This window comes from Acinetobacter sp. UNC436CL71CviS28 (assembly GCF_000620525.1).
GTDB classification, from domain to species: domain Bacteria; phylum Pseudomonadota; class Gammaproteobacteria; order Pseudomonadales; family Moraxellaceae; genus Acinetobacter; species Acinetobacter radioresistens.
This window is the reverse complement of sequence record NZ_JIBB01000025.1, coordinates 18,919-45,799: the sequence shown is the minus strand read 5'-3', so window position 1 is coordinate 45,799 and position 26,881 is coordinate 18,919. Positions and strand designations below refer to the sequence as shown.

Genomic DNA, 26,881 nt, shown 5'->3' with positions numbered 1-26,881 from the left:
AAATATTTACCTGCAGAACTGCGTAAAACGTTGACCTATGACCGTGGACGCGAGATGGCAGAACATAAAATACTTGAAGAAGATTTAGGCATAGATGTATATTTCTGTGACCCACATTCACCCTGGCAAAAAGGCACATGCGAAAATATGAATGGTTTAATTAGGCAATATTTACCTAAAGGGATTGATTTAAATCAGGCAGATCAGCATTATTTAAATCAAGTTGCCATGTCACTGAATACTCGTCCTAGAAAAGCGTTAGATTGGCTTACACCATTAGAGAAATTTGCTCAGCTTGTTGATTATCATAAGACTTTTCAAACTGTCGCACCTCATGTTTGAATTCGCCCTGGCTTCAATTTCTGCCTGTACATCTTCATAATCCCAGCGATAAATTGTTGCTCCGGTTTTTTCAAAAAGCGCATCAATAAAATCTTCAGACGCTTCATGAATATCAATGAGTATACCCACAGTGCCGAGGGGTAATGCTTGGCTAATTCTAGCCAGTACAGCTAAATCATCTTGTTCACGATTAATATCATAGGTTCCACCAATTAATGCACCCGTGGTAAAACCTAAAAGTAAGCCAAGTGGGCCACCCAATATTCCAATTAAAGAACCCAGTAGGCTGCCACTTAAAATCCCATTATTTTGTTTGGGATCTATTTGTTCTTCAATTTTAAAACTACCATTTTCTTGGCGTTTTAAAAGCGTAACTTCATTAATATCCTTAATAGGGGAGTCTTTAAATTTACTAAAATTTTCAAAGGCTTGTGCTGATTCATTCCAAGTAACTAAAATAATATTATGTGCCATTTCTTCACCTGTATTGATTATAATGTGTATAATATTCATACAATATTAAAATAAGAGAAATAGTTAACTTTTGTGAATATAATAAAAATTATATTGTATTAATTTGATTTTTATAATATTTAATTTTATTAAAAATTAATACTAATATTTTGTTTCTTATTTTTTATAAAAATGAATAGTATTCAGCTTCTAATAAAACATTTTTGATAAAGTTAGTTTTAATAATGGATATTATATAAGTTGTGATAATTTTTAATAAAATTAAAGATAATCAAAGAAAAAGTTAAGTGTATTTTTAGAGTAAATGATAATTACAGAGAAAAGGGTTATAATCTCAATAAAATATAATTATTGCTCGTAATATACAAATTAGAACTTTATTAAGGGTAGATTGTAATTATTTATGAACAATAAATTTAATTTTTCAAGCTTAATTTTTTATTTTGGATATTAATGTGTGTATATTTATTTCAGCTAAGTAAAATAAATTTTTGTTTAAAAGGATATTAGCATAAATCTAGATAACTACATGTTATAAAAATATTAAAAAAAATTATTTAATAATATTTCAAGATCTATTTAATAAAGTTTTATAATTCTCCTTAATTAAAACGATGATACCTGTCATTATTGCTCCGAGAGTTGCAAGCAATATATCTTTATGTGCATCCCAAATATCACCTTGCTGGCCATTATAGTTTTCTGCAGCTTCAGGTGATAAGTTAATTGCTATCAGCCATTCTATCCATTCGTAAATCAGGCTGGTACTCATGACAGACTCAATCACAAGGATAAACCATATCCAAGGTTTCAAATCTGGTAGCCAAACCTGATGTAACCTTAAAAATACCGGATAGAGTAGTAAACCATAAGCAAAGTGTACCAGACGGTCATACATGTTACGTTGCCAGCCCATCATCTGATTCAAATCTATCCCTGATAACTGAATGAACCATTCATTATAAGGAACATAAGAATAGAGATAATGGGCACCTAATACATGAATCAGCAGAAAGATAATATAAGAAGTTACGCTACCAAAGCCGAGTCCGATTTTCTTAATAAGAATAATCAGAGCAATCCACATCAATAGGGTGCCGAGTTGATGGAGAAGATAAGAAGATAGCTCCATTGGATGAATGCTGGCAATCATCACAGCCAAAGCTAAAATTATAAAGACACCCCAATGTTTCGCATGTAAATGGTAATCAATCATTTTAATTTTAGAAAACTTTAAGTTTAAATATATAAGTTAAAGTCATCATAATAAAAAAGCGGAGCCAAAGCTCCGCTTTTTTATTTTTTCAATTAGATTTTTTCAATCAGCTCTTTAAGCTGTTTTGCCTGTTCAGCAGCATTGCCGGTATAAGTTGCGGGGGTCATTTCAGCAAGACGGGCACGATCAGCAGCAGGCACGGCTTCCAGCTCATTGCCATTTACAAAGTTTACCATCATCTCTCGCGTCATAGCCTGGCCACGAGTCAATGCTTTTAACTTTTCATAAGGTTTTTCTACGTTGTAACGACGCATTACTGTTTGAATCGGTTCTGCCAGTACTTCCTGTGCCTGATCAAGATCTTCAAGCAGGCGGTTAGCATTTAGCTCAAGCTTACCTACACCTTTAAGACATGCATCAAACGCAATCAGGCTTTGTGCAAAACCTACACCCATATTACGAAGTACGGTAGAGTCCGTCAGGTCACGCTGCCAGCGAGAAACAGGTAATTTTTCACCCAAGTGAGCCAGTACTGCATTAGCGATACCGAGGTTACCTTCAGAGTTTTCAAAGTCAATCGGGTTAACTTTGTGTGGCATGGTGGATGAACCAACTTCACCTTCTTTAAGTTTTTGCTTGAAATAACCTAGAGAAATGTAACCCCATACATCCCGGTTAAAATCGATCAGGATGGTGTTGAAGCGGCGTAGGGCATCAAAGAGTTCCGCCATGTAGTCATGCGGTTCAATCTGAGTTGTATACGGATTAAAGGTGAGACCTAGAGACTCAACAAAAGCCTGAGAGTGTGCTGGCCAGTTGATATCTGGATAAGCTGAAAGGTGGGCATTATAGTTACCTACTGCACCATTGATTTTCCCAAGCAGTTCAACATTTTCAAATTGCTTGATCTGACGCGCCAGACGATAGGCAACATTTGCCATTTCTTTACCCAAGGTAGTCGGACTGGCTGTCTGGCCATGAGTACGGGACAACATTGGCTGGTCTGCGTGCGTTTCAGCCAGGGCAATAATTGAGTTTAATAACTGTTGCATGCTTTTCAGTAGCACATCGCGGCCATTTTTCAGCATTAATGCATGAGACAGATTATTTATATCTTCAGATGTACAGGCAAAGTGAATAAATTCACCTGCATTCTTTAGCTCATCAATACCGGCAATTTTTTCTTTCAAGAAATATTCGACTGCTTTGACATCATGGTTAGTGGTGCGCTCTATTTCCTTGATCCGGTTAGCATCAGCTTCAGAAAACTCTGTAACAATCTGGTCAAGAGCAGCATTGGTTGCAGCACTAAAATCAGCAACTTCAGTAATTTCAGGATGTTTTGCGAGCGCTTGTAACCAACGCACTTCAACAGTAACACGGGCATGGATCAGGCCAAACTCAGAAAGATAAGGGCGTAATGCATCGCATTTGCTTGCGTAGCGCCCGTCGAGTGGTGAAAGTGCAGTTAAAGCGTTCATAGTGATTCCTTGAAGTCTGGAATTAAAGCTAAGCAGCAAGCCCATTTTGCATCAGTTAAACCGCCTGATACTGTAAACGAGCGAGATCCTGAATATCCTGTAGTAATTTACGTTTCCTGAAAATCATATTCCAGGAGCTGCCACCGAGCTGACGCCACAAATGTGCCATTTGCAGACCAGTAAACAGGCTGGCGCGAATCCGGTTGGTATGTTGTGTGTCTTTAAATGCTTCAGCGTTACCACGAACTAAAATACGCGGATTAATCTGTCCTGCTGTATCGACATAGGTCTGGGCAAGATTGGCAAGAATACTGGGGTGCAAATAATTATTATCGAAAAAAGAAAGCTGTTTTAATATTTTTTGCTGAGATTTTTCAATAATCTGGACATATTCCGGATTCCGATAAACCTTCTTTTCTAATTGCAGCAAGGCCATAGCATACGACATGGGCAGTTTAGCTGCCGAGATTTTAGGAATACGAGATTTGGGGGTGCTTGAAAAAGGCTGGATTATACTGCTTTCCAGCGTTTTTAAACCTAAAGATATATCGGCAAGGTGATTAAAAAAATCGAGTGTCTGGCTAGAATGATTAACAGTTGGGCGAATATTCAAACTGGCTTTAATCAGCTGTTCGAAATAGAAATTGCCACTTTCGCCCATACTTTTTTGACCGGACATGGCGGTCATATGAGTAAGCTGAGTAGCCTGGAATACGGCTGCCAAGGCTAAAGCCCTGTTTTGGCGCTCACTCAGGGTTTGAGGCTGTTGAAAGGGGAAATCAACCATGCCTGATCACTTCCTTGCTAAATAAAATCGGGAACAGGTGCATTGGTATGATGAATCACGCCACCACCTAAGCAAACTTCACCACTATAAAATACTACACTTTGTCCTGGTGTAACTGCGCGTTGGGGATCATCAAATTCAACCCGTACCCCTTGCGTACTAGAATCATCTTTATAAACCGTACAATCCTGGTCAGCTTGGCGATAACGAGTTTTTGCTGTACAACGTAATCCGGATGCAGGAATTTCCTGTTCACCCGCAACCCAGTCAATCGCTTCACTCCAAAGAATTGTACTCTGCATAAGAGGATGCTCATGGCCTTGGCCTACTACCAGACGGTTACCCGCAATATCTTTATACAGCACAAACCACGCACCTTCAGCCGCACCTTTTAAGCCACCAATTCCAATACCGCCGCGCTGGCCGAGTGTATAGTACATTAACCCGTGATGCTCACCAACCTCTTTACCATCATCGAGAACGATTTTCCCCGGCTGTGCTGGCAGATACTGTTTAAGAAAGTCATTAAAGCGGCGTTCACCAATGAAGCAGATACCGGTTGAATCTTTCTTTTTTGCTGTGGCCAGACCAAGCTCTTCTGCGATTTTACGTACCTGCGGTTTTTCTATTTCTCCTACTGGAAATAGAGTCTTGTTAATTTCACGGCCATGAACAGCATGCAGAAAGTAGGTCTGGTCTTTATTCGTATCTACGCCACGCAATAGTTCTGCATAAGCTTCACCTTGCGAATTATATTTAGTTTCACCACGGCGAGCATAATGACCAGTAGCAATAAAATCTGCACCCAGTTTTACGGCATGATCTAGAAATGCACGGAATTTAATTTCCTTGTTACAAAGAATATCCGGATTAGGCGTACGGCCTGCAGCATATTCGGCCAGAAAATGTTCGAATACACGATCCCAATATTCCATTGCAAAATTTGCGGTATGCAGCTTGATGCCGATTCTGTCACAGACAGCCTGTGCATCAGCCAGATCTTTCATTGCAGTACAGTACTCCGTGCCGTCATCTTCTTCCCAGTTCTTCATGAAGAGACCTTCAACCTGATAACCCTGTTGAAGAAGAAGTGCTGCAGAAACAGAAGAATCTACACCACCAGACATACCGACGATGACACGTTGTTGCATAGGATTAAGCATCCAGATTTGAAATAAGGGGAGAATTTTGGTGCTCATAGATGAGCGATAAAGGAAATTTTTGCCCTGACAGTGCGTCTTGAACTGCTTTGATGACCAGTGGACTGCGTGCACGGGCTGTCTCGGTCAGCTCGTCTAGAGTCATCCATACTGCGCCGACAATACCAGTGTCTAGTGGTGCATCAGCATTGTAAGTGCCTGCCTTGGCAAGAAAGCAGAAACGATAATAAGTACGATCAGGAAACATGGGAGGGGTATAAGTATAGATGCCTAGCAAAGAGTGTATTTCTACCTCATAACCAGTTTCTTCCATGGTCTCACGCACAGCAGCCTGAACGACTGTTTCACCTGCTTCGACATGGCCTGCAGGCTGGTTAAATACAGTATGAGTTACGCCTTCAGCCTGTTCTTCAACAAACAGAAATTTACCATCTTTTTCTACGACGGTTGCGACAGTCACATGTGGTGTCCAAGCAGTCATTTAAAAGCACCGTAAGGTAAAAGCCGTATTCTACAAAATTTAGGTGGATATGGCTATGCTCATGCCAGACTAAGTATTGAATAATATTTTATTGCTTATTATCTGTGCTGGAAAATATCGATCAATTATTGAAATTTTTTCGTTTGGCTACCTGTCCATATTACAGATCACAAACGTCATTTACAGTCAGATGTTTCAAGATCCGATGTTCCAAAGCCACCATACTTATATCTTTAGTAATATTAATCCCTTAAATTTTATTTACTTCTGAACTATAGATATAACTGAATTTTTAGATTTAAAAAATTGATAGCTGTATTATTCCGGTCAAGTAGCGGCTGATCATACAGAAACTTTATATCAGAGTTAACCTTGTCAAACGAATCTGCTTTTACAGATGGCCCAGGTTGATAAAGTGCAGGATAAAAGCATTGTTATAGTAGCTGAGTGCTATACCAAAATAGTCTTTAAATTTTTTTTCATCAATCAATAAAAAATTAGATCGACTTTTCTTAAAAAATGATTATAGCTTTTCTTCTACTCATAAAATTCACCTTGCTCAACCGGCTCAGTTACAGGGCTGATTATGCTACTGACGACAGACAAGCTCAATCATATAATTTTCGGAACGCTGATAAGTCTAAAAAGCCTAATACTATATAAAAGAGAGCTGTCCGTAGCATTTACTGAAATGCCTTCGAAGCTATACTTTTTAATATCATTTTTAGTCTTTTCTCATAGCTGACTATGTTTAGGTTAGTGTTGATCTTAAGCAGAGTTCATAGATTTTTTCTTGGACAAGATAATTTTAAACCTAAATGATAGAAGAGATATCATTAGGCTATAAATTAATTTTCCTGATAATTATTTGCGACTTTCACATAGTGTCTTGCTGAGTATGGAAGAAATTCTTTTTCTTTGTCTGTAAGTGGTCGAACTTTTTGTACAGGACTCCCTACATATAGATAACCGCTCTCCAGTCGCTTGCGTGGCGGTACCAGACTGCCTGCCCCAATCATTACGTCATCTTCAATGATGACATCATCCAGAATAACGGTCTTGATGCCAACCAGTACCCGGTTTCCTATAGTACAGCCATGTAATATTACATGATGTCCAATCGTCACATCTTCACCAATAATCAGTGGAGAACCTTCAGGTTTATCAGCTTTTTTATGGCTAACATGCAGCATGCAATGGTCTTGTACATTACTGTTCTTTCCAATACGAATACTGTTTACATCGCCACGTACCACTGCAAAAGGCCAGACAGAAACATTTTCAGCCAAATGCACATCTCCAATAACGACTGCCATGCTATCGATGTAGCAGCTGTTATCAACTTGTGGTGTATGTTCGAGGTAGGAGCGAATATTGTTATTCATTTCTGGGGAACCAATCAAAAATCAGGTCAGTATAAAATAAAAAGCATCCATACCGCAGTAAAGATGCCCTAACTTTAGCATAAGCTTAAAAAGTGTAATTAGAACAAGTTGCTAAAGAACTGTTTAATATGGTCGATCATACGTGAAAAGAAACCTGCTTCTTCTACCGATTTTAATGCGACTAATGGCTTTTCTGCAATAACTTTACCATCTAGGCTAGCCACCAGTTTACCTACTACTTGGCCTTTTTGCAGGGGAGCATTTAGTTTAGGCTGAACCACCAGCTGGGTTTTAATTTTGTCGGCCTGACCTTTTGGCATAGTCACGTTAAAGTTCTCGGCAAGACCTACTTCAACCTCATTTTCCTGACCAAACCAGACTTTTGATTTAGCCAGAACCTGTTTTGCAGGTTGTACATTGGCAGTTTCAAAGTTGGCATAACCCCATCCCAGCAGATCACGAGTCTGAGTTGCGCGTTCCTGCATGGTTGGCGCACCAAAGATTACTGAAATTAGTCGCATTGGACCACGTTTTGATGAAGTAGTCAGACAGAAGCCAGCTTCATCAGTGTGTCCTGTTTTCAAGCCGTCCACACTTGGGTCAGTATAAAGCAGGGCATTACGGTTACCCTGTTTGATACCGTTAAAGGTAAATTCTTTTTCTGAATAGATCGGATAATATTTAGAGCTGTCTTTAATGATGTGCTGTGCAAGTATGGCCATATCTTTGGCCGTAGAAACATGACCTTCAGCTGGCATACCTGTCGAGTTAACGAAATGGGTATTTACCATGCCAATACGTTTTGCTTCCTGATTCATCATATGGGCGAAGGTACCTTCATTCCCAGCTACGTGTTCAGCCACGGCCTTTGATGCGTCATTACCAGATTGTACGATGATACCTCGCAGCATTTCTAGGACAGAGGCTGTTCCATTTAAAGGAACGTACATACATGATTCAGAACTGCTTCCTCGGCACCAGGCTGACTCGTTCATACGAACCTGTTCGTTTTCGGTGAGTTCACCTTTTAATAATTTTTGCTCAATGATGTAGCTGGTCATCATTTTAGTCATTGAGGCAGGTGCCAGCTTTTCATTTTCATTTTTTGCAGCCAGGATTTGCCCGGTCTCATAGTCCATCAGAACATAGGATTTATTATTCAATTCTGGTGGAGAAGAGAGGACTGTTGCTGCATATGAGAAAGATGGTAATAAGAGTAGGGCAGCAATGGCACTTTTTCGGGTCATTCTAGGAGGTTCCAATACTTAATATGAGCACAAAAAGAGGCTAGCATTTTAGGCCAAAGCACAGCTGACTTCTACCAGGAAGCCAGCTTATTTCATACAGTATTGTAACTATCGGGTATTAGGCACCGTAACTAGCGACGTCACGGCAAACTTGGGTGTTTTTAGATTTGCCTGCATTTTTAGCATCCTGACGTGCTTCTTTCAGAACACTCTGGAAATTTTTTGCTTTACTGCGTTTTTCTAGGGCAGAAACTGCATTTTTCTCGCCAGGCATATGTGCCTGAGCCAGACGGCTATATCCCTCATTAAATTTCTGGTCTTTACCAATCAGTCCCGGACAAATCTCAGACAACACATAAATAGCGGCGAGCTCTTCTTGGGTAACCTGCTGCTGTGGTGTTACATCAATATTTTCAGAACCAGCTTTGTTGTTTTCTGCCGCATAAGTACCAGGCGCAGTTAACATAAGAGCTGTGAACAAACCTAAACCCATTTTAGAGAAGTGTTTTAATTTCATACAGTTTTAGTCTCATAATACAAGCAATTAGCAAAACAGCTTAATCAAAAATCATGGAAAGAAAATAGATAAAGTGTATCTAGCCTGTACATGCACCATAAAAATCCCGGCTTGGAAAAGCCGGGATTTCTAAAACAGGTTATATTTTTAAGTCGATGTTTTACTCAAAGTCCAGAACATCCTGACATACTGATTTCTGTTCTTCCTGATCAGCTTCTTTTGCAGCTGAACGTGCTTCAGCAAGCACACGCTTATACTCTATATCATTTTGCAAACGGGCATAAGTCATTGAGGAATCAGAGTATTCTCCCAGATAGCTGTTAATCAGCTTTTGGATATTAGTGTCCAGACGAGTATTTTTCCCCAAGATTGCTGGACATACCTCTGCCAGTACCTGAGTGCCTGCAATATCTTCTTTGACCAGTGTATCAGCCTCTTGCTGAGTCAAGCCCTCATTGGCCAGTGCCACCTGAGACATGACTGCAACAAACCCCAGACTCATTAGTCCCCGTAATAAAAATGACTTAATCATTGTTTTCACAAATTTATAGGTAGATGTAGAGAGTCAAATATATATAATTTATTGAATAATTCAATTTAATGTCCTCTACAGTCATTTTTTTAACCGAGATTTTTGTGTGAATATTCTAATTGCCAATGATGATGGTGTGTTTGCTCCAGGCCTACAGGCGCTTGCACAGGCCTTGAAACCTTTAGGTCGTGTAGTTGTGGTTGCTCCTGAAGCCGAGCGGAGTGGTTATTCGAGTGCGTTAACCCTAGACCGTCCTTTAAGACCGGTACCTATTGCTGAAGATGTTTGGGCTGTTAATGGCACACCTGCAGATTGTGTTTACCTGTCTATGAATGGCCTGTTTAATTTCGAGTTTGATCTGGTCGTCAGTGGTATCAATAGTGGAGCTAATTTAGGCGATGACGTACTGTACTCTGGTACAGTAGGTGCTGCTTTTGAAGGCCGTCTCATGAAGCAGCCGGCTATTGCCGTTTCACTTGCTGGCGGTAATGTACGCTCATATGTACATCCTGATGAGTTCAAGGTTGCTGCTCGTTGGGTTCATGATTTTATTGCTCGTGGTTTGCCCCAGTTACCGCCACGTCATATCTTGAATATTAATATTCCAGACCTACAGGAACTTAAAGGTGCCCAGATTACTTATCAGGGTCAGCGTTCTCAATCTAAACCGATTACCAGCCATGTAGACCCACGTGGCCGCCAAGTGTACTGGATTGGTCTGGCTGGTGAGGCAGTAACAGAACCGCGAGAAAATATTCACCAGATTCAATCAGATTTTTTTGCAATTGCCAATGGTTATGTGAGTATTACGCCAATTCAGATGGACGCCACCAACTATGCAATACTGGAGAGTTTACAAACAGATCTTGAGCTCAGCTAAACACGGACAAACCAGTTATGTTATAAGTTTGTGAAAAAGGAAAGGTGAAATGATTTTCACCGGACTTTTTTGATACCCTTAGCGCAGTTGTTTTTTGAGTCTATATAAGAGAGGGAGATCAATGCAATTGGTTCCACAACACCGCCTATTTCCTGTTCCAACTACAACAATCATGAAAAAAATAGTGTTGTCGGTTGCTGTTGTTTCTACCCTGATTCTTACAGGTTGTGCTTCTAAACCTCAGATCAATAATCCGACTCGTTATGCAACTGCACCAGATTACTATACAGTACGCTCTGGTGACACCTTAAGCGGTATTGCAGCGCGTTATGGTCTGAGCTATTTAAGTATTGCTGAAATGAATGATATTTCAGCCCCTTACCGGATTTATGTAAACCAGTCACTGCGCCTGAAAAATTCAGGTACACGCCGTAGTCAAACCCAGCCGATTACCCAGGCTGCCCCAATTCAGCGTCAGCGTGTTGCTCTGCCAACACCGCCGCCTGTAACCACAACTACTCGTACGACTGTCCAGCCAACCAGCCCTACACCGAGCATACCGGTTCGTAGTACGACATTACGATGGGTGAAACCGGCCAATGGGCCTGTACTTCAGGCTTATAATCCGGCAAGTAATATTAAAGGAACCCGTTTTTCAGGAAATCTGGGCGATCCAGTATTTGCAGCAGCAGACGGACAGGTGGTTTATGCGGCAGATGGCTTGAAAGAGTATGGAAATCTGGTCCTGATTAAGCATATAGATGGTTATATTAGTGCTTATGCACATAATAGTAAAATGCTGGTAAAAAGCGGTGATAATGTAACAGCAGGACAAAAAATTGCTGAAATGGGTTCTAGTGGTACGAATCAGGTTATGCTGGAATTCCAGATCCGTCTGGATGGTAAACCGATCAATCCGGCAAGCATTTTACCAATTAATTAATAAATTAATGCAAAACTAGAAAATCCCCGTATAATACAACGAGTTGTTTTTATCAAATATTGAATAATAAAGACAGCTCAAAGTTCAGAGGGAATTTTATGTTAGATCAACTCCGGGCAATGGGAGTATTTGCTTGCGTTGTTGAAAAAAGCTCGTTTAGCGGTGCGGCTCGTGAACTTGGTATTACGACAAGCGCCGTCAGTCAGCAAATCCGCTCATTAGAAAATGAAATGGAAGTAATTCTTCTGCATCGTTCTACCCGGAAGTTGAGTCTGACCGAAGCGGGACAAGCTTTTTTCCACAGCTGTCGAGAAATGCTCGCTGCTGCTGAACGTGGAAAGGTTCGAATTAATGAACTGCGCGATGAACTGGTCGGTGACCTGCGCATTGCGACCACGCCAGAAATAGGTGCCATGCATCTTGTACCTGCTCTGTCTCACTGGATATCTGCACATCGCGGTTTATCTGTTCATTTTGAGGCTGAGAATAAATATATTGACCTGATTGAAGGCCGTATTGATATTGCTGTACGCATGAGTTCAAAAATAGAGGATTCTAATCTGACTGCCGTGCCGCTGGCCCGTGTTGAGCAGATTCTGGTTGCTTCTCCAAGTTACCTGAACCAGTCTGCTCCAATATCACGTCCTGAAGATTTAAAAAATCATGATCTTATTCCAATTAATGTCATGAATAATTATCAGCAGTTTTCATTCCAGCATGGTGTGACAAGTGAAGTTGTTGATCTGGAAATGCGTAGCCGTCTGTACAGTAACAATGTGCTGGTTGCGAAATCATTATGTCAGCATGGACATGGCTTGGCGCGTATTCTTTATCTGGATGTGCAGAAAGATCTGATTAATGGATCTTTGGTTGAGGTATTGCCTGAGTGGAAACTGCCTGCTTTTACTCTTTATGCAATTATCTCTCGACGTGAACAGCAGCCAATGAAAATTCATCGCTGTCTGGATGCTCTGAAACAGTATTTTAGTCAACTTCCCGGTGGCAGAGTCTATCAGGAAGCATCTTAAACAAGATTATAAAAAAGCCGCACTGAGCGGCTTTTTTTATATTACTTTCTTATCTATTAAGCCTTAAGAAAACTTTTGATTGCCGGGATTAGACGCTGAATCAGATCATCGGCTTGCTCTTGTGTCATATTAAGTGGCGGCAATAAACGGACCACAGAACCAGCAGTTACATTAATAATCAGTTTGTACTCGTCGCGTGCAATATTCACCAGTTTGCCACAGTCTTTCGGTAATTCAATACCAATCATCATTCCGAAACCGCGGACTTTAACCTGATATTCTTTTAGCTGTTCACGAATCTGGTTTACAATATATTGACCGATTTGAGCTGCGTTCTCCAGTGCATTTTCCTTTTCCAAAAGTTCAAGTACGGTATAAACTACACGTGAACCCAGTGCTGAACCACTATAGGTTGATCCATGATTTCCAGCAGCAAGTACGCCTACACCACGGCCTTGAGTCATTACCGCACCAATTGGAAAACCGTTGCCTAAGCCTTTAGCAGTCGTCAGTACATCTGGAATAATATTGGTATGCTGGTAAGCAAAATATTTGCCGGTACGTCCATTTCCGGTTTGTACTTCATCCAGCATCATCAGCCAGTTGTGCTGGTTGCAAATTCGACGGATATCTTCCAGATAGCTGAAGCCTTGTGCTGCAGTATTCACGCCACCTTCACCCTGAATAGGCTCAATCAGGATAGCGACAATATCCGGATGCTGAAGTGCAGCCTCTTCAATGGCTTCGAGGTCGCCAAATGGTACACGGATAAAGCCTTCTACCAGTGGAGCAAAGCCTTCCTGGACCTTTTTATTACCTGTGGCAGATAAAGTTGCCAAAGTCCGTCCATGAAAAGACTTATCCGCTACAATAATTTTAGGGGTAGCTATACCTTGCTGATAACCGTATTTACGTGCAATTTTGATAGCACCTTCATTGGATTCAGCACCACTGTTTGAAAAGAAAATCTCTTCCATACCAGAGACCTGAGCCAGTTTCTGCGCAGCAGCTGTTTGCCAAGGCACTTCAAACAGATTGCTGGTATGAATGAGAGTCATCGCCTGTTCGGCAATTGCTTCGGCCAGTACTGGGTGAGCGTGGCCTAAACCGCATACGGCAATACCGGTAAGTGCATCCAGATACTCGGTGCCATCTTCGGTATAAAGATACGCTCCTCGACCTCGGACAAAACTGATCGATTGACGGCCAAAGACTGGCATCAGATGCGATGGTTGATCAGCTTGTACAGGGGCGAGGGTAATATTATTCATGGCTAACTCTTGATGTTAGGTGGATTAAAAAGTTTATATAAGCAAAAACAGCCTCAGAATAAAAGGCCAAAAATCAAATTAACATAGAAATATCTTTGACACGGACCCAGTTTTCCTCAGTTTTAGGTATAATGGCCGATAGAATAGTTGAGGATTGATCTATGACTGAACAAGCACGTGATACTGAAGCGTTAATTCGCGATCAAATCGCTAAACATGCTGTACTTCTTTATATGAAAGGCACTCCACAATTTCCGCAGTGTGGTTTCTCAGCGCGTGCTGTAGAAGCACTCAGTCAAATTGGCCGTCCATTTGCGTATGTAAATATTCTGGAAAATCAGGATATTCGTGCAACACTGCCTAAAATTGCTAACTGGCCAACTTTCCCACAACTCTGGGTAAATGGTGAGCTGGTAGGCGGAAGTGACATTATGCTGGAAATGTTTCAAAATGGTGAGCTCAAGCCATTGGTCGAGCAGTATAGCCCAGCTCCAGAAGCTTGAGTAACTGCCCAACCATAAAAAAGCGCCTTGTTAAAGGCGCTTTTTTATTAAGAGGTCAGGGCTGACCAGAAAGTTCAGCAGATATATTACCTGCTGGTATTTGATCGACTGTATTCCCTTCAATGGCAATCTTTATTTCATTTTTCTTCTTTTTTTTCTTCTTTTTTTTCTTCTTCTTAGGATCCTCACTCATTTCTTCACCATCTTCAAGTGCTTGCCAGTATTCAAGCTGCTCCATAACTGCCGCATAGATGGAACCTTTACTATAACGGCCTTTTTTATCTAATATACCTACAGGTTGGGCCATTAAAATCTCTAGCGCCTGATCAATCGTGCTAATAGCATGGACATGAAAATGGCCGGCATTGACAGCATCAATCACATCTTGGCGTAGCATCAGGTGCTGCATGTTTTGGCGTGGAATAATGACGCCCTGCTTTCCAGTTAGACCTTGCAGTTTACATGCATCAAAGAAGCCTTCGATCTTGGCATTGACGCCACCCACCGGTTGTACCTGTCCAAGCTGGTTCATAGAGCCTGTAATTGCCCAAGACTGGTCAATCGGAATCTGACTAATAGCAGAGAGCAGGGCCGATAACTCTGCAACAGTGGCGCTATCTCCATCTACTTGTCCATAACTCTGTTCAAAAGCCAATGCTGCCGAGAAATGAAGCATTTGCTCGCGGCCAAAATGTGCTTTCAAAAAGCTGGACATCAGTAGTACGCCTTTAGCATGCAAAGAACCACCAAGTTCAACACTGCGTTCGATATCAAGAATATCTCCACCGCCTTGGTATACCGATGCAGTCAGGCGGGAAGGCAGACCAAACTCTACATCTGCATAATGAATTACAGATAAGGCATTAATCTGGCCCAGACGGTGCCCAGACGTTTCAATCAGCTGAGTACCGCGGGACAGGTCCTGCCAATAAAGCTCCCTTAAATAACCTAAGCGATATTTACGGTGATCAAGTGCCATATTGATGTATTTGGCAGAAACCACCTTGTCACCCGCCTGATGGGCATGATGATGAGCTTCACGTATTAGGTCACCTAAAGTCAGTGCATGTAAAGACAGAGAACTTTGATCTTCTGCTTGGCGGCTTGAGTCTGTCAGGAGCGCAGCAAGTGCAGAGCGGTCAAAGGGTAATAACTTGTCTGCCTGTACATAATCTGCAATGAGCTGCATGTAAGCCTGTTCGTTAGTGTCATTACGTTGTAATGTATCAGTAAAATCTGCACGGATTTTAAAAATACTGTCGAGTTCTGGTTCAACCTCCAGAATCTCATAATAAATTTCAGGTTCAGCTAGTAGAACCACCTTTAAGTTTAAAGGTACGGGTGCAGGTTCGATTGAAATACTGCCAGTCAAAGTTAGCATATGTTCAAGCGATGATAATTTAAGCTGCCCAGACTTTAAGGCACGTTTTAAACCCTGCCATGCATAAGGCTGTTCTAAAAGCTGTTCTGCTTCTAAAATTAAGAATCCGCCGTTGGCTTTATGCAGTGCACCAGGGCGGATCAGACTAAAATCTGTACTGATCGTACCATTTTGAGTTAGCTGCTCAACATGGCCTAAAAGATTGTAGTGGGTTGGGAAATCTTCAAAAATAACAGGGGCGCCGCTGTTTGGCTTATTACTGACTATAGTATTGACCTGATAGCGGGAAGGGACACGACTGAATAAAGCAGGCGAGAATTCGTCTTCTTCCTGATCCAGAATCATCTCGACATTTTCAATAATGTTTTCTGCATATTGCTTCAGGTATTTCTCTAAGCCGGCAACTTCAGCGTATTTATTGAGAATACTCTCAATTCGCGGCATTACCACCTGTTTAGCAATTTCGCGGTTCAGGTCTGATACCTGATCTCTGGCTTCATCTTCAAGATCACCCAAATGTAAGCCCAATCGCTCCAGTTTTTTATCCATATAACGCATATTGGATGCGATTTCAGCACGTTCTTTGCTGCTCAGTGCATTAATTTCGGTCTGGCTCAGTTCTTCAAGTTTGCCATCTTTAATCTGTACAGGAACAAAGCAATGCTGTTCTTGATGGGAGACCAGTTTAAGGTCAAGGCCTTCGCCCTCTTTGGTTAATTCTACCAGTGCCTGCTGTTGTTCATTGCCGGTTTGCTGACGAATTAACTCGATCTGGTTGTGATAGGTCTCGGCACTAAAGCGCCGTTCTAACTGTTTGAGTGCAACCTGCCAGGTTTGATGCAGGGCTTTTTGAAACTTGGGTCCATGTCCGGCCGGAAAACGTAGTAGTATGGGCTGGCGGGCATTTTCAAAATTATTGACATACACCCAGTCGTCTGGCGTAGGCATGGCTTTGGCATGCTGCTGTAACAGGCGCCGGATCATAGTACGTTTACCTAGACCTGCTGTACCTACAGCAAAGATATTATAGCCTGAATAAGGTAGCGTAATTCCGGCCTCGACAGAGGCTTTGGCCCGGTCTTGACCTAAAAAATTATTAAGAGGCTTGATCCGTTTTGTTGAGGAAGGAATTTTCTCCAGATCAGGAATATGAGTAAGCTGTTCTGGCTTGAGCGCAGTTAAGTTTAAAGTATTTTGAATTTCAGTCCGGTCCAATGCTGATGGATAGGCATGATCAAGTTGTTTCTCAAGATTAATTGTAGTAGTGGTAGATAAAGAAGATGTCATTTGATCGAGTCTTTGGGTCACTGTAAAATCCAAAACTTAATATTCGCTAGAGTTTTAAAGGTATACAGGTTTAAGGGAAAATATCAAGCAGGCGAATCAGCTTTCATTATAAAAGACAGCGGATTTCATAAAAAGCATTGAAACCTGATCAATTAAACGTTTGAATAGCAAAATTTAAGATTCACTGGAAAATAATTATTCAATGTCCACACAAAGTTCAGGATGGAAAGCTGCTTTCTTAGCCTTTCTTGACCGCCGAGCCCTTATTATGCTGTTTTTGGGTTTTTCTGCCGGTATCCCTATTTTATTGATTTTTTCAAGCCTGTCACTGTGGCTGGGCGAGGCAGGGATAGATAAAAGTGCAGTGACTTTTTTTAGCTGGGCAGCATTGGGCTATTCTTTTAAGTTTGTATGGGCACCTTTAATTGATGAGCTGCCTGTCCCATATCTGACCAGAACTCTAGGGCGTCGCCGAGCCTGGTTGCTCATTGCACAGTGTTTGATCATTACTGCAATTTGTATTATGGCTTTTTCTGATCCGGCGCTCGGGCAGAGTCATCTGATCCAGATGGCAGCAGGTGCCGTATTACTAGGTTTCTCGGCAGCAACACAAGATATTGTAATTGATGCCTACCGAATCGAGCTTGCTGAAACAGAAATGCAGACCGTCCTTGCATCTACTTATAATGCCGGTTACCGGATTGGTATGATTGTCGCCGGTGCAGGTGCTTTATTCCTGGCAGCATATTTAGGAACTGCTAAAGGTAATTACATCTATACTGCATGGCAGACTACTTATCTGGTTATGGCAGCCGTCATGTTAGTTGGTGTATTGACTACACTTATTATTCGCGAGCCACAAGTAAACCGTATCTATAAAGAATATAAACGTAGTGATTACTACCGGCTGGTGGCAGTATTTTTTGTTGCGGTCATCAGCTTCGTTACTGCCTATATTTACTCAGGTACTGCCGTTGAAGCACTTGTTCATAATATGGGTATTGAAGATAGTTTTCTTTTGTTCCTGTTTGAAGCTTTGCGCTTTTTAGGCTCAGGCGCAGTATCAATACTGGTGGGTGCTACGCTGGTAAAACTGGGCGCTGTAAACCGGCAGATGGCTTTTGAAACCTGGGTAAATCCAATATTAGATTTTTTTAAACGCTATGGATTAAAACTAGCTCTGGTATTATTGCTGTTAATTGGTTTTTACCGAATTTCCGATATTATTGCTGGTGTTATATCTAATGTGTTTTATCAGGATCTCAATTTTAGTAAAGAACAGATTGCCGAAGCGGTTAAAGTGTATGGCGTAATTTTTAGCCTAATCGGTGGTTTCTTGGGCGGTTTGCTGGCGCAGCGCATTAACATTATGAAATTAATGTTTGTAGGAGCAGTATTGGCCAGTTCTACCAACTTAATCTTTATTGGCTTGGTTAAATCTGGTCAGCCATTAGGTGATATTGAAATTTCAGTGGGTCATCAAACTTATCAGACTACTACGGATGAAGTAGGAACTTGGAGTGTAGCAATACCCAACAACCAGCTTGCACAGCAAAGCCAGATTTCAGTAAAAACTCAGTATACAGATAGTCCTGAGCAGGTTAATGCCTATATACCTTATTTAACTCAGGATCATAACCGTTCTCAACTGCTGTTGCTACCCATTACCAGTGATAACCAGCTAGATCAGCAGGAGCAGAAAAATAGCCTGGTGGTAAGAGGACAGTATGCTGGCCCTGCTTTTAATCCAGAGCAAAAAATAGTTTTACATCTGGATGGTCATAATTTCGATGCCAAACTTGATGACAACGGTATATTTAGCGCAGCAATAGATGCTCATCTGCTAGTCAATTCTCCAAGTAAAACAGTTGTTGCGGAGTTGATAGAAAACAAGCAGGTAAAATTACAAACCACACACTCTTATAAAGTGAATAATTTAAAAACAGCCAAACAGCTTGATATCGATATTCAGCCACTTTCTGTTGTTGACCCCCAAAAAGACACAACAGTTGTAAGTGGTAAAGTCATTAAACCTTATAGCTCGCTCTGGTTATATTTTGCCATTATTGTTGATAATCTGGCGTCCGGTCTGGCAGGTGCGGCATTTATTGCCTTTTTATCTAGCTTGACCAGCGTTTCTTTTACCGCTGTTCAATATGCTATTTTTAGTTCACTTATGACATTAACTCCTAAGATTTTAGGAGGGTATTCAGGTACTATTGTTTCCAATATCGGTTATCCGAAGTTTTTCCTTATGACTACACTAATCGGTATTCCGATTTTGGTATTAGTCGTATGGGTAGCAAAATTACTGCGAGAACATCAATCTCTAGAATCTGAACATAAAGGTGATTAATCATGCGCATGCTGCATACCATGTTACGAGTAGGCAATTTAGAACAGTCTCTCAAGTTCTATACTGAAGTGCTCGGTATGACTTTACTTCGTAAACGTGATTATGAAGAGGGCCGCTTTACTCTGGCATTTGTAGGATATGGTGATGAAGCAAACCATACAGTACTTGAGTTAACCCACAATTGGGATACAGAAAGTTATGAATTGGGCAATGCTTACGGTCATATCGCCATTGCAGTAGAAGATGCCTACAAGGCATGTGAGGAAATTAAAGCACGTGGTGGTAATGTGGTTCGTGAAGCTGGACCGATGAAAGGCGGAGTTACCGTAATTGCCTTTGTTGAAGACCCAAATGGTTATAAGATTGAGCTAATTCAACAGGATGACAATGCCAGGAACAATTAAGTAAAAGACTAAGTGTTCAAAGAAAATACCGAACATTTTAGCTAAACACTAGCTTAAATAATTACGCTCAGTAAGATGAAACTTTACCTAAAGGTAAAATCGTCTGACTGGGCTTTTCTATTATTAATTTTCAGCCTATAAAAAAACAGGATGTTGATTATGAATATATTAAAATTACTGGCATTGGACCGCTTTACTATATTGCTGATTGTAATGGTTGTACTGGCAACTTTTTTACCAGTAAGTGGTGAGCCAGCTAAAGTCTTCGGGGTTATTACCAATATAGCAATTGCCATTTTATTTTTTCTGCATGGAGCAAAATTATCACGCCAGGCAATTGTTGAAGGTATATTGCACTGGAAGTTGCATGTAGTGGTTTTTGCTTTTACGTTTGCTGTATTTCCTATCATTGGCCTATTAGCCAAACCTGTGCTACTTCCGATGCTTGGTGAGCAACTATACTTGGGTTTTCTGTTTATGTGCTTTTTGCCATCTACAGTTCAATCTTCAATTGCTTTTACTTCAGTTGCCAAAGGCAATGTTGCGGCGGCAGTATGTAGTGCTTCATTTTCAAATCTAGTGGGTATGTTTATTACTCCGGTTCTTGTCAGTCTTTTTATTTTTGGACGATCCAAACATGATTATGATCCGACTTCATCCATTATAGAAATTACTTTATTACTGCTTGTTCCATTTATTGCGGGACAGTTATTAAGGCCTTATGTTTTTCCCCTTATGCAAAAAGCGCCAAGCATTGTAAAAACTTTTGATCAGGGCACTATTTTAATGGTGGTCTATGGCGCATTTAGTGGTGCTGTTGTAACAGGTCTCTGGCAACAGGTAAGCTGGCTGACTCTATTTAACCTGACTTTAATATGTTCAGTGTTTCTGACAGTGATTATGTTGTTGGCTTGGTATATTCCTAAATGGCTGGGATTCAACAGACCAGACCAGATTGCAGTATTTTTTTGCGGTTCAAAGAAGACCTTGGCTAGTGGTGTACCTATGGCACAGATTCTGTTTGCAGGGCAGCCACTTGGCATGATTGTTCTACCGATTATGATCTTTCATCAGATTCAACTTATGGTCTGCGGCGTAATTGCTAATTATTGGTCTAAACAGGACACTGAGGAATATATAGGTGAAGAGGCGGCAGAATAATTCGCTATAAATTAATTTTTAATTTATAATACTGGCCACTTGTTGTGCTTAGCCCTGACGGAAACCGTCTCGGTGGGCCAAGAGAATGGTCTGTTGTGGTGTTGATCTGCTGTGGTTTTTATTAAGCCCGGCCTTCCTCAAATGATTTGAGAGTGGTCAATTGCGATGATAGCAAAACCTTTCTTTACTTAGGAGTAATCGACGATGCGCGCCGATATTCACCCAAAATATGAAAAACTTGTTGCTACCTGTTCTTGTGGTAACGTAATCGAAACTCGTTCTGCTTTAGGTAAAGAAACTCTTTATCTGGACGTTTGCTCAGCTTGTCACCCATTCTATACTGGTAAGCAGAAGAATGTTGACACTGGCGGTCGTATTGACAAGTTCAAACAACGTTTCGCTGGTATGTCACGTTCTATCAAACGTTAATACTAGAAAAAAAAACGGGCAGTAAGCCCGTTTTTTTTACGCTTCAAAACAGCAGCCTGAATTACTGATCCTGTACATCAGTTAAGAATTCTAGTTTTTTCTGGAAATAATTACCTTCCAAATAACGTGCTTCAATATTCCATGCATTGGCAAACAGGTTCATGTCATCAAGTTCACGCAAAATAATTTCAACAGGCTTAATTGCCAGGAAATTGATAATTTTTTCTTGCAGGTTGCCTAGTTCTTTATCATTAGAAATCAATTGTGTTAACTGTTGATCTAAGGTGACATACTGTAGCTCTATCTGATTTAGTAATGATTCACTATAAATAGAATTTCCAAAATTCCGGATTGAGATCTCTGCACCATATTGACGTAATAGCGCAATCTGCTTTTGTGCTGCCGGTAAATTGTAAAGAATTTCTTCCTCAGCAAATTGCAAAATAAGTGGATGGGACTGTTTACTACCAATAATGGTAATAAGTTTAGCCACCAATTCAGGAAGCTGTGAGTCATTAAATAAAATATGCTGATTCAAGTTAACAATCAGTCTGGCGTCAGGATACTGGCGAATAAAATTATGTAATTGTTTACAGGCTTCTACCAGTACCCAGCGATCAAGTTTGATTGAAAGCTCATTGTTTCCTTGTAGGTCAGCTAAACCAGAAAATTCTTGCCAGCGATTTTCATAAATAATACCGCTGGTAACTTCATAAGTATAAAGATTGATATCCTGCTTATCATAAAGCTGTTGATATCTTAAATGAATATCTGCCTGCTGGAGTTTCTGGGCCAATACTTGTACCAGTGAAGGGGTAGAGGTGGCTGCGCTCAGAGCGGTTTCTGGAACTTCAGGTACCGGAGCCGGCTCAACTTCAAGCGGAGCAGTTAATTCTAGTTCAGGCTCATGTTCCAGCTCAGGCAGGTGATGGTTAAATGCATACTCCAGAAGCTCTTCGAAATGATCATTGTCCCGAATTTCATCTGGAATGAGTGTATAACCAATTTGTAGTTGCAAAGAGAAATTCACATCATTAACTGTCAGAAGCTGGGCTTTTTCGAGGGCGCGCAGACTCATTAACTGAGATTCTAATATTTCTTCAGATTCTGCTTGAAACAGGGCACCATATAATATGGTATGAACTTTAAAGACCAGCGTATGAGTTTGCTCTCTAATAAAGTCTTCAATATTCAAAAAGTAAGTTTTTAAAGTATTCCAGTCACTCTTGAAAATCTGATCAGAGCAGGTGGCCAGACTAAATACCACCAGAGCATTAAATTTTGCAGGCTGGCTAATTAAATAACGGTTGACCAGCTGAAAAGGGTTAACTGAATTTGAGTTTTTCTCTGATATCTGGGGTGAGCTATTATTAGAGAGCAAGGTATTAGAATTACTTGAGTCACAATTAATTCTAATTTGTAGAGCGTCTTCCTCAGCAGCAGATACAAATTCAAGTTCAAGTGCGGATGAACAGGCAACCTGACTGTTTAGAGTGCGTATTTCGAAATGCCCCTGATCAAACTGCCCCTGACTGATTTTTTTAAAACGCTGTTTAAAATCATTCAGATCTTCAGGCTGTAATATATCTAAAAGAGGTAATCCAATAACTTCATCTTCTTTTTCCAAGCCGAATAAATTCAGGTATTCATTATTTGCCTGAATATGAATTCCTTCCTGAATAATAGCAACAGCTTTATGACTTTCCTGAACCAGGGTCTGCGCCTGATTCTGGGCCATCTCAAGTTCAATACTTAAACGCTGTTGAGCCTGTACCAGTCGGTAATATGAAAGTGCCCGTACCAGCCCTATATAAAAACGTTCTGGAAAATCCAAGTTGATGACATCATAGATACCTTTATATATATAGTGATTATATTGTGCCGGTTCATATTGATCAGGTTTTATAAGGAGCACCGGCAAACTTGGCTGGGTTGATGCCTGTACGATTGAAAGAGCCTGTTCAACTTTAAGATCATAGGCCCGGCCGAAAATAATCAGATCCCAATCCAGATGAAGCTGCTTTTCAAAACTTTTTAAGTCATCCAACAGCACTGCCTGTACCAGGTGATCTTGCTGAGCAAAAATCTCTATAATCTGGTTATAACGGATCTGATTATCATCAATAATGAGTAGACGCGTTTCAGTACGTTTGAATTTTTTGGAGAGTAGCGGGTTTCTCACTTCAATGCTTCCCATAAATCTTGTTTATTTAATTCTTGCGCCTGTTTATCCATAAACTGATCGAGTAACCCCTGTTGCTGCTCGTTAATCAACTCAAAATTGAACTGGATAAAGCTTTGGGTAATCAACAATGCCTTGGTAAGACAAATTTTGATTTCTTCCTGGCCCAAGCGCAAGTAAATAGTTTGGTGTTCTTTAAAGGTTTGTGAACCTGGTAAAATAAGGGTGACCTGCTGCTGAAAGACGGCTTTTTGAATAAGTAAAGCAGGATGATAATTAATTGTATGAAGATCAATCTGCATTCGAACTGCGCACGGATACATCTCTTGTGCCAAAATTTCCAGTCCAAGTTCCAGGCTTTTATTAGTAGACTGCTTAATCCAGCGAATGACTCCACCTCGCCATTTCTCTTGGGTTTCTTCCTTAACCAGTATAAATTCGCCTGTGCGTAAATTTTTTGGGGTTTCACCTTTCCATTTAATTCGGTAACCATTTAAGCTGACATCAAGCACGCTGGTCTGATAAAGTTGTTTGGCTTCCCGATCCAATAGCCGGCTAGAATTGACTTGGGGAAGAGTATCAGGCGTATCTTTATCCCAGTTTAATAATAATTTTGATTCACTTTGAAAGCCATAATTATTTTCCAGCATTAATGTTTCATTAAAAGTCTTGGCTTTTGAAAGATAGAAATGTGCGGACAATAAACTAAAACAGATATCTAGCTGTGCAGAATATTGATAGCGGTCATGACGGCGTTCTGTCGTGCTGCCTAAAATGGTTTGTACATGGAATTTGAGTGCCAAACTTAAATTTTTCTGTTCATGTTTTGATAAAAATTCTGGCGTTCTTCCAAAAGTCGCATTGATGTGTTCCAGCAATTCCTGAGTAGTAATAAAAAAACTGGGTTCAAAATCCGGATTCTGTTTTTTCTGGTGAATTGGTGGGTAGTCTTTATTGCAATCTACAACATATTTGGTGAGAGTCGTTGCTCTAGGTAAAATTTGGATCAGCTTGGCCCAGTCAAAACTGCATTCATAAAGTGACTGAATTTCAGAGGGCCGAATTTGATGGGCATTAAAAATGTCCAGTAAGATCAGCTGGGCATAGGTCTGATTAATATTGGCTAAAATATTTTGAGTGCCCTGTATCTGGTTAATACTGTTCATATGAAAATCATTTTTTAAAGCAATATCATACAGCTGATGAGCAATGAGCCATTGACCGGTAAAATAGTGACTATAAAGTATTTGCTGTTGATACAGTAGGCTGACAAGTTGTTGCAGGGCATAATAAATTGCCAATGTTCGAGCTATAGATAAGTTTTTTTTCTGATTAAAAGCAAAAAGAGAAAATTTTTGATGAGCGAGCTGCTCGTGCGCAGAACGCGCAATATTAATATAAACTCCTGCAAAGTGACAGCGTAGTAGCATAGCCAGTTCAATAATATGCTCATTACGGTCAGTACTGATAGGACCCTGATTAAAAAAATGTTTTTCTAAGCTGGCCAGTACTTTATCGATGGTAGGATGCAAACTATGAATCAGGTCAAATCTGAGTGTTTCACTACATTTTAAGCGAGAGATTTCGAGTACGGCATGAAACAGCGACTTAGAGGTGTCACCAAGCTGCATGAAAGACAGATTACCTGCCCACATTTCCAGATCTTTCACTGTAGCAGGTGCAAAGCTAAGTTTTTCCCTATCAAGAACATTGGGGGAATGAAATATTTCTGAAAATGTACTATTCATCATACTTATTATAGAAACTCAAATTGTTATAGTCCCAAACAGCGGTGTTTTATTCTTCTCACCTGCAATCTCCCTAACCAGTTTAGGTACTAAATAACCTGGCAGACTTGCTAGGACCTCTTTATAAACTTCATCAATCTTTGAAGAGGGCAAGTCAAAGTGATGGGCCCCCTTAACTTTATCCAGCACATGTAAATAATAAGGCATAACCCGTGCCTCGAACAGTCTATAACTTAAATTGATTAATACTTCCGCTGAATCATTAATACCCTTAAGTAAAACGGCCTGATTGAGCACAGTGACCTGACGACGTGCCAGTTCATGCAATTTTGAACAGGTGAAGTCATCGAGTTCTGAAGCATGGTTAGAGTGTACCACCAGTATAATACGTAGCCTACTGTTTTCCAAAAGAGAAATTAACTCATGATCAATACGGTCTGGAATCACAATCGGCACACGTGAATGTATTCTAAGCGTATCAATCTGGGGAATAGACTCAAGCCTTTCCAGCCATAAGCCGAGTTTACGGTTGGATAAAGTCAGTGGATCACCACCACTTAAAATAATTTCATGAACCTCAGGTTGACTTAAAATATAATTTTTAATTGCTGGCCAGTCTTCATTTTTAGGTAAATTTTCCTGATAGGGGAAGTGACGTCGAAAGCAGTAGCGGCAATGAACTGCACAGGCACCTGTTAAAGTAAGCAGGAAACGTGTTTTATATTTATGCAAAACACCAGGTAAGAGATTGGCTGCCTCTTCACCTAAAGGATCAGTAACAAATCCTGGAAAATCCTCTAGTTCAAGATGATGTGGCAAGACTTGCAGCAAAAGAGGATCAAGAGGGTCACCAATGCACATTTTTGCAACAAATGCGCGCGGTACGCGTAATTTAAACTTTTCAGAAGCCAGAACTGCCCCTGATAATAACTGTTCGGGTGAAAGCTGAAGCGCGTGTAACAATTCTAGCGGGTCAGTAATTAGGTCACTGAGTTGTGATTGCCAGTTTTGCTCTTGATATAAATAGTTTATCATGCCACACGTTAAAAATAATGCTAGTCTAGCATTAATAGATTTAAGTTAGTAAGTTTGGAGCGTGCCAGTCATGGCCAATTATTCTACAAATGATTTCAAATCAGGCCTCAAGGTTATGCTTGATGGCAACCCATGTTCAATCATGGAAAACGAATACGTAAAACCGGGTAAGGGGCAGGCGTTTAACCGCGTTAAACTGCGTAACCTGAAAACGGGCAAAGTATTAGAAAAAACATTCAAGTCAGGTGATTCACTCGAAGGCGCCGATATTGTAGAAGTAGAAATGAACTACTTGTACAACGATGGTGAAATGTGGCATTTCATGGACCCTGAATCTTTTGAACAGATTGCTGCTGATAAAAACGCTATGGGCGATGCAGCAAAATGGTTAAAAGATGATTCAAATGAAACCTGTACAATTATGCTGTTTAATGGTGTACCTTTAAACGTAAGTGCACCAAACTTCGTAACCTTAAAGATTATTGAAACTGATCCGGGTGTACGTGGTGATACCTCTGGTGGTGGCGGTAAGCCGGCAAAACTGGAAACTGGTGCAGTAGTACGTGTTCCATTATTTGTACAGCAAGAAGAAAGTGTTCGTGTAGATACCCGTACTGGTGAATACTTAGAACGTGCATAATGGTTTAAAAA

General features: G+C 40.6%; 25 protein-coding genes. 10 read left to right on the top strand and 15 right to left on the bottom strand.

Features of this window, described 5'->3' with window-relative positions; genetic code table 11:
- Positions 1-342, top strand: a 342-nt coding sequence (locus N518_RS16780) for an IS30 family transposase (protein WP_033854892.1), incomplete at its 5' end; no start/stop codon positions are given.
- On the opposite strand, the gene N518_RS16235 is transcribed toward N518_RS16780, so the two are convergent.
- The 10 genes from N518_RS16235 to N518_RS0110360 all read right to left on the bottom strand — a co-directional run bounded on the left by N518_RS16235 (position 277) and on the right by N518_RS0110360 (position 9,622).
- A complete protein-coding gene (locus N518_RS16235; protein ID WP_228133332.1) occupies positions 277-816 on the bottom strand; it encodes a DUF1269 domain-containing protein in 540 nt (179 codons plus the stop codon). The genes N518_RS16780 and N518_RS16235 overlap by 66 nt on opposite strands.
- A gap of 568 nt (positions 817-1,384) precedes the next feature.
- Positions 1,385-2,032, bottom strand: coding sequence for a DUF2238 domain-containing protein (locus tag N518_RS0110400; protein ID WP_005015040.1), 648 nt, complete (start codon positions 2,030-2,032; stop codon positions 1,385-1,387).
- A 92-nt stretch (positions 2,033-2,124) separates the two neighbouring features.
- Positions 2,125-3,513 (bottom strand): adenylosuccinate lyase, encoded by a 1,389-nt coding sequence (gene purB, locus N518_RS0110395; protein WP_005015038.1) that lies wholly within the window; start codon positions 3,511-3,513, stop codon positions 2,125-2,127.
- Between the two features lie 55 nt (positions 3,514-3,568).
- Complete coding sequence (gene hflD / locus N518_RS0110390) at positions 3,569-4,300, bottom strand: high frequency lysogenization protein HflD (protein ID WP_005015036.1); 732 nt, start codon at positions 4,298-4,300, stop codon at positions 3,569-3,571.
- A 17-nt stretch (positions 4,301-4,317) separates the two neighbouring features.
- Positions 4,318-5,451: a tRNA 2-thiouridine(34) synthase MnmA gene (gene mnmA, locus N518_RS0110385; RefSeq protein WP_005025326.1), complete on the bottom strand. Its 1,134-nt coding sequence runs from the start codon at positions 5,449-5,451 to the stop codon at positions 4,318-4,320.
- 4 nt (positions 5,452-5,455) lie between these two features.
- Complete coding sequence (locus N518_RS0110380) at positions 5,456-5,941, bottom strand: NUDIX hydrolase (protein ID WP_005025328.1); 486 nt, start codon at positions 5,939-5,941, stop codon at positions 5,456-5,458.
- 848 nt (positions 5,942-6,789) lie between these two features.
- Positions 6,790-7,326 carry a gamma carbonic anhydrase family protein gene (locus N518_RS0110375; protein WP_005015027.1) on the bottom strand — a complete coding sequence of 179 codons (537 nt, stop codon included), beginning with the start codon at positions 7,324-7,326 and terminating at the stop codon, positions 6,790-6,792.
- 98 nt (positions 7,327-7,424) lie between these two features.
- Complete coding sequence (gene dacC, locus N518_RS0110370; protein WP_005025331.1) at positions 7,425-8,573, bottom strand: D-alanyl-D-alanine carboxypeptidase PBP5/6; 1,149 nt, start codon at positions 8,571-8,573, stop codon at positions 7,425-7,427.
- Positions 8,574-8,691: 118 nt separating this feature from the next.
- The gene (locus tag N518_RS0110365; protein ID WP_005025333.1) at positions 8,692-9,090 is read right to left on the bottom strand and encodes an MCR_0457 family protein; all 399 of its coding nucleotides are present in this window, start codon (positions 9,088-9,090) and stop codon (positions 8,692-8,694) included.
- A 160-nt stretch (positions 9,091-9,250) separates the two neighbouring features.
- Complete coding sequence (locus N518_RS0110360) at positions 9,251-9,622, bottom strand: MCR_0457 family protein (RefSeq protein ID WP_005025334.1); 372 nt, start codon at positions 9,620-9,622, stop codon at positions 9,251-9,253.
- A 106-nt stretch (positions 9,623-9,728) separates the two neighbouring features.
- Between N518_RS0110360 and surE the strand changes: the two genes are divergently transcribed.
- The 3 genes from surE to N518_RS0110345 all read left to right on the top strand — a co-directional run bounded on the left by surE (position 9,729) and on the right by N518_RS0110345 (position 12,473).
- On the top strand, positions 9,729-10,502 hold the full coding sequence (gene surE, locus N518_RS0110355; RefSeq protein ID WP_017401219.1) for a 5'/3'-nucleotidase SurE: 774 nt from the start codon (positions 9,729-9,731) through the stop codon (positions 10,500-10,502).
- Positions 10,503-10,623: 121 nt separating this feature from the next.
- On the top strand, positions 10,624-11,445 hold the full coding sequence (locus N518_RS0110350; protein ID WP_005025337.1) for a peptidoglycan DD-metalloendopeptidase family protein: 822 nt from the start codon (positions 10,624-10,626) through the stop codon (positions 11,443-11,445).
- Between the two features lie 98 nt (positions 11,446-11,543).
- Positions 11,544-12,473, top strand: a complete 930-nt coding sequence (locus N518_RS0110345) for a LysR family transcriptional regulator (RefSeq protein ID WP_005405327.1) — start codon at positions 11,544-11,546, stop codon at positions 12,471-12,473.
- A gap of 56 nt (positions 12,474-12,529) precedes the next feature.
- Here the strand turns inward: N518_RS0110345 and N518_RS0110340 are convergent, their stop codons facing one another.
- Entirely contained in the window at positions 12,530-13,744 is a 1,215-nt protein-coding gene (locus N518_RS0110340; RefSeq protein WP_026444217.1) for an aspartate aminotransferase family protein, read from the bottom strand.
- A gap of 161 nt (positions 13,745-13,905) precedes the next feature.
- Here N518_RS0110340 and grxD point away from each other — a divergent pair, with 161 nt between their 5' ends.
- The gene (gene grxD / locus N518_RS0110335) at positions 13,906-14,247 is read left to right on the top strand and encodes a Grx4 family monothiol glutaredoxin (RefSeq protein ID WP_005015011.1); all 342 of its coding nucleotides are present in this window, start codon (positions 13,906-13,908) and stop codon (positions 14,245-14,247) included.
- A gap of 55 nt (positions 14,248-14,302) precedes the next feature.
- Here grxD and N518_RS0110330 read toward each other — a convergent pair whose 3' ends face one another.
- Positions 14,303-16,936 carry a Lon protease family protein gene (locus tag N518_RS0110330; RefSeq protein WP_005025342.1) on the bottom strand — a complete coding sequence of 878 codons (2,634 nt, stop codon included), beginning with the start codon at positions 16,934-16,936 and terminating at the stop codon, positions 14,303-14,305.
- Between the two features lie 181 nt (positions 16,937-17,117).
- Here N518_RS0110330 and N518_RS0110325 point away from each other — a divergent pair, with 181 nt between their 5' ends.
- The 4 genes from N518_RS0110325 to rpmE all read left to right on the top strand — a co-directional run bounded on the left by N518_RS0110325 (position 17,118) and on the right by rpmE (position 21,265).
- Positions 17,118-19,271, top strand: a complete 2,154-nt coding sequence (locus N518_RS0110325) for an AmpG family muropeptide MFS transporter (RefSeq protein ID WP_010700345.1) — start codon at positions 17,118-17,120, stop codon at positions 19,269-19,271.
- 2 nt (positions 19,272-19,273) lie between these two features.
- Positions 19,274-19,675: a lactoylglutathione lyase gene (gene gloA / locus N518_RS0110320; RefSeq protein ID WP_005025346.1), complete on the top strand. Its 402-nt coding sequence runs from the start codon at positions 19,274-19,276 to the stop codon at positions 19,673-19,675.
- A 159-nt stretch (positions 19,676-19,834) separates the two neighbouring features.
- The gene (locus N518_RS0110315) at positions 19,835-20,836 is read left to right on the top strand and encodes a bile acid:sodium symporter family protein (RefSeq protein ID WP_017401220.1); all 1,002 of its coding nucleotides are present in this window, start codon (positions 19,835-19,837) and stop codon (positions 20,834-20,836) included.
- A 204-nt stretch (positions 20,837-21,040) separates the two neighbouring features.
- Positions 21,041-21,265 carry a 50S ribosomal protein L31 gene (rpmE, locus tag N518_RS0110310; protein WP_005015004.1) on the top strand — a complete coding sequence of 75 codons (225 nt, stop codon included), beginning with the start codon at positions 21,041-21,043 and terminating at the stop codon, positions 21,263-21,265.
- 61 nt (positions 21,266-21,326) lie between these two features.
- Here rpmE and N518_RS0110305 read toward each other — a convergent pair whose 3' ends face one another.
- Genes N518_RS0110305 through epmB form a run of 3 tightly spaced genes read right to left on the bottom strand, consistent with a single transcriptional unit; the run spans position 21,327 to position 26,230 of the window.
- Positions 21,327-23,462 (bottom strand): EAL domain-containing protein, encoded by a 2,136-nt coding sequence (locus N518_RS0110305; protein ID WP_005025350.1) that lies wholly within the window; start codon positions 23,460-23,462, stop codon positions 21,327-21,329.
- Positions 23,444-25,198, bottom strand: coding sequence for a hypothetical protein (locus tag N518_RS0110300; RefSeq protein WP_005025352.1), 1,755 nt, complete (start codon positions 25,196-25,198; stop codon positions 23,444-23,446). The genes N518_RS0110305 and N518_RS0110300 overlap by 19 nt, the downstream gene beginning before the upstream one ends.
- A 15-nt stretch (positions 25,199-25,213) precedes the next feature.
- Complete coding sequence (epmB, locus tag N518_RS0110295; protein ID WP_005015001.1) at positions 25,214-26,230, bottom strand: EF-P beta-lysylation protein EpmB; 1,017 nt, start codon at positions 26,228-26,230, stop codon at positions 25,214-25,216.
- Between the two features lie 70 nt (positions 26,231-26,300).
- Between epmB and efp the strand changes: the two genes are divergently transcribed.
- Positions 26,301-26,870: an elongation factor P gene (gene efp, locus N518_RS0110290; RefSeq protein WP_005015000.1), complete on the top strand. Its 570-nt coding sequence runs from the start codon at positions 26,301-26,303 to the stop codon at positions 26,868-26,870.
- The last annotated feature ends 11 nt before the right edge of the window (positions 26,871-26,881 follow it).

Bases quoted from the DNA above. Each gene is read 5' to 3' on its own strand.
- mnmA (WP_005025326.1), bottom strand. From the start codon at position 5,451: ATGCAACAACGTGTCATCGTCGGTATGTCTGGTGGTGTAGATTCTTCT.
- N518_RS0110400 (WP_005015040.1), bottom strand. From the start codon at position 2,032: ATGATTGATTACCATTTACATGCGAAACATTGGGGTGTCTTTATAATT.
- N518_RS0110380 (WP_005025328.1), bottom strand. From the start codon at position 5,941: ATGACTGCTTGGACACCACATGTGACTGTCGCAACCGTCGTAGAAAAA.
- gloA (WP_005025346.1), top strand. From the start codon at position 19,274: ATGCGCATGCTGCATACCATGTTACGAGTAGGCAATTTAGAACAGTCT.
- N518_RS0110375 (WP_005015027.1), bottom strand. From the start codon at position 7,326: ATGAATAACAATATTCGCTCCTACCTCGAACATACACCACAAGTTGAT.
- N518_RS0110305 (WP_005025350.1), bottom strand. From the start codon at position 23,462: ATGGGAAGCATTGAAGTGAGAAACCCGCTACTCTCCAAAAAATTCAAA.
- grxD (WP_005015011.1), top strand. From the start codon at position 13,906: ATGACTGAACAAGCACGTGATACTGAAGCGTTAATTCGCGATCAAATC.
- dacC (WP_005025331.1), bottom strand. From the start codon at position 8,573: ATGACCCGAAAAAGTGCCATTGCTGCCCTACTCTTATTACCATCTTTC.
- N518_RS0110340 (WP_026444217.1), bottom strand. From the start codon at position 13,744: ATGAATAATATTACCCTCGCCCCTGTACAAGCTGATCAACCATCGCAT.
- N518_RS0110300 (WP_005025352.1), bottom strand. From the start codon at position 25,198: ATGATGAATAGTACATTTTCAGAAATATTTCATTCCCCCAATGTTCTT.
- hflD (WP_005015036.1), bottom strand. From the start codon at position 4,300: ATGGTTGATTTCCCCTTTCAACAGCCTCAAACCCTGAGTGAGCGCCAA.
- rpmE (WP_005015004.1), top strand. From the start codon at position 21,041: ATGCGCGCCGATATTCACCCAAAATATGAAAAACTTGTTGCTACCTGT.
- N518_RS0110360 (WP_005025334.1), bottom strand. From the start codon at position 9,622: ATGATTAAGTCATTTTTATTACGGGGACTAATGAGTCTGGGGTTTGTT.
- epmB (WP_005015001.1), bottom strand. From the start codon at position 26,230: ATGATAAACTATTTATATCAAGAGCAAAACTGGCAATCACAACTCAGT.
- N518_RS0110350 (WP_005025337.1), top strand. From the start codon at position 10,624: ATGCAATTGGTTCCACAACACCGCCTATTTCCTGTTCCAACTACAACA.
- efp (WP_005015000.1), top strand. From the start codon at position 26,301: ATGGCCAATTATTCTACAAATGATTTCAAATCAGGCCTCAAGGTTATG.
- N518_RS0110345 (WP_005405327.1), top strand. From the start codon at position 11,544: ATGTTAGATCAACTCCGGGCAATGGGAGTATTTGCTTGCGTTGTTGAA.
- purB (WP_005015038.1), bottom strand. From the start codon at position 3,513: ATGAACGCTTTAACTGCACTTTCACCACTCGACGGGCGCTACGCAAGC.
- N518_RS0110325 (WP_010700345.1), top strand. From the start codon at position 17,118: ATGTCCACACAAAGTTCAGGATGGAAAGCTGCTTTCTTAGCCTTTCTT.
- N518_RS0110315 (WP_017401220.1), top strand. From the start codon at position 19,835: ATGAATATATTAAAATTACTGGCATTGGACCGCTTTACTATATTGCTG.
- N518_RS0110365 (WP_005025333.1), bottom strand. From the start codon at position 9,090: ATGAAATTAAAACACTTCTCTAAAATGGGTTTAGGTTTGTTCACAGCT.
- N518_RS16235 (WP_228133332.1), bottom strand. From the start codon at position 816: ATGGCACATAATATTATTTTAGTTACTTGGAATGAATCAGCACAAGCC.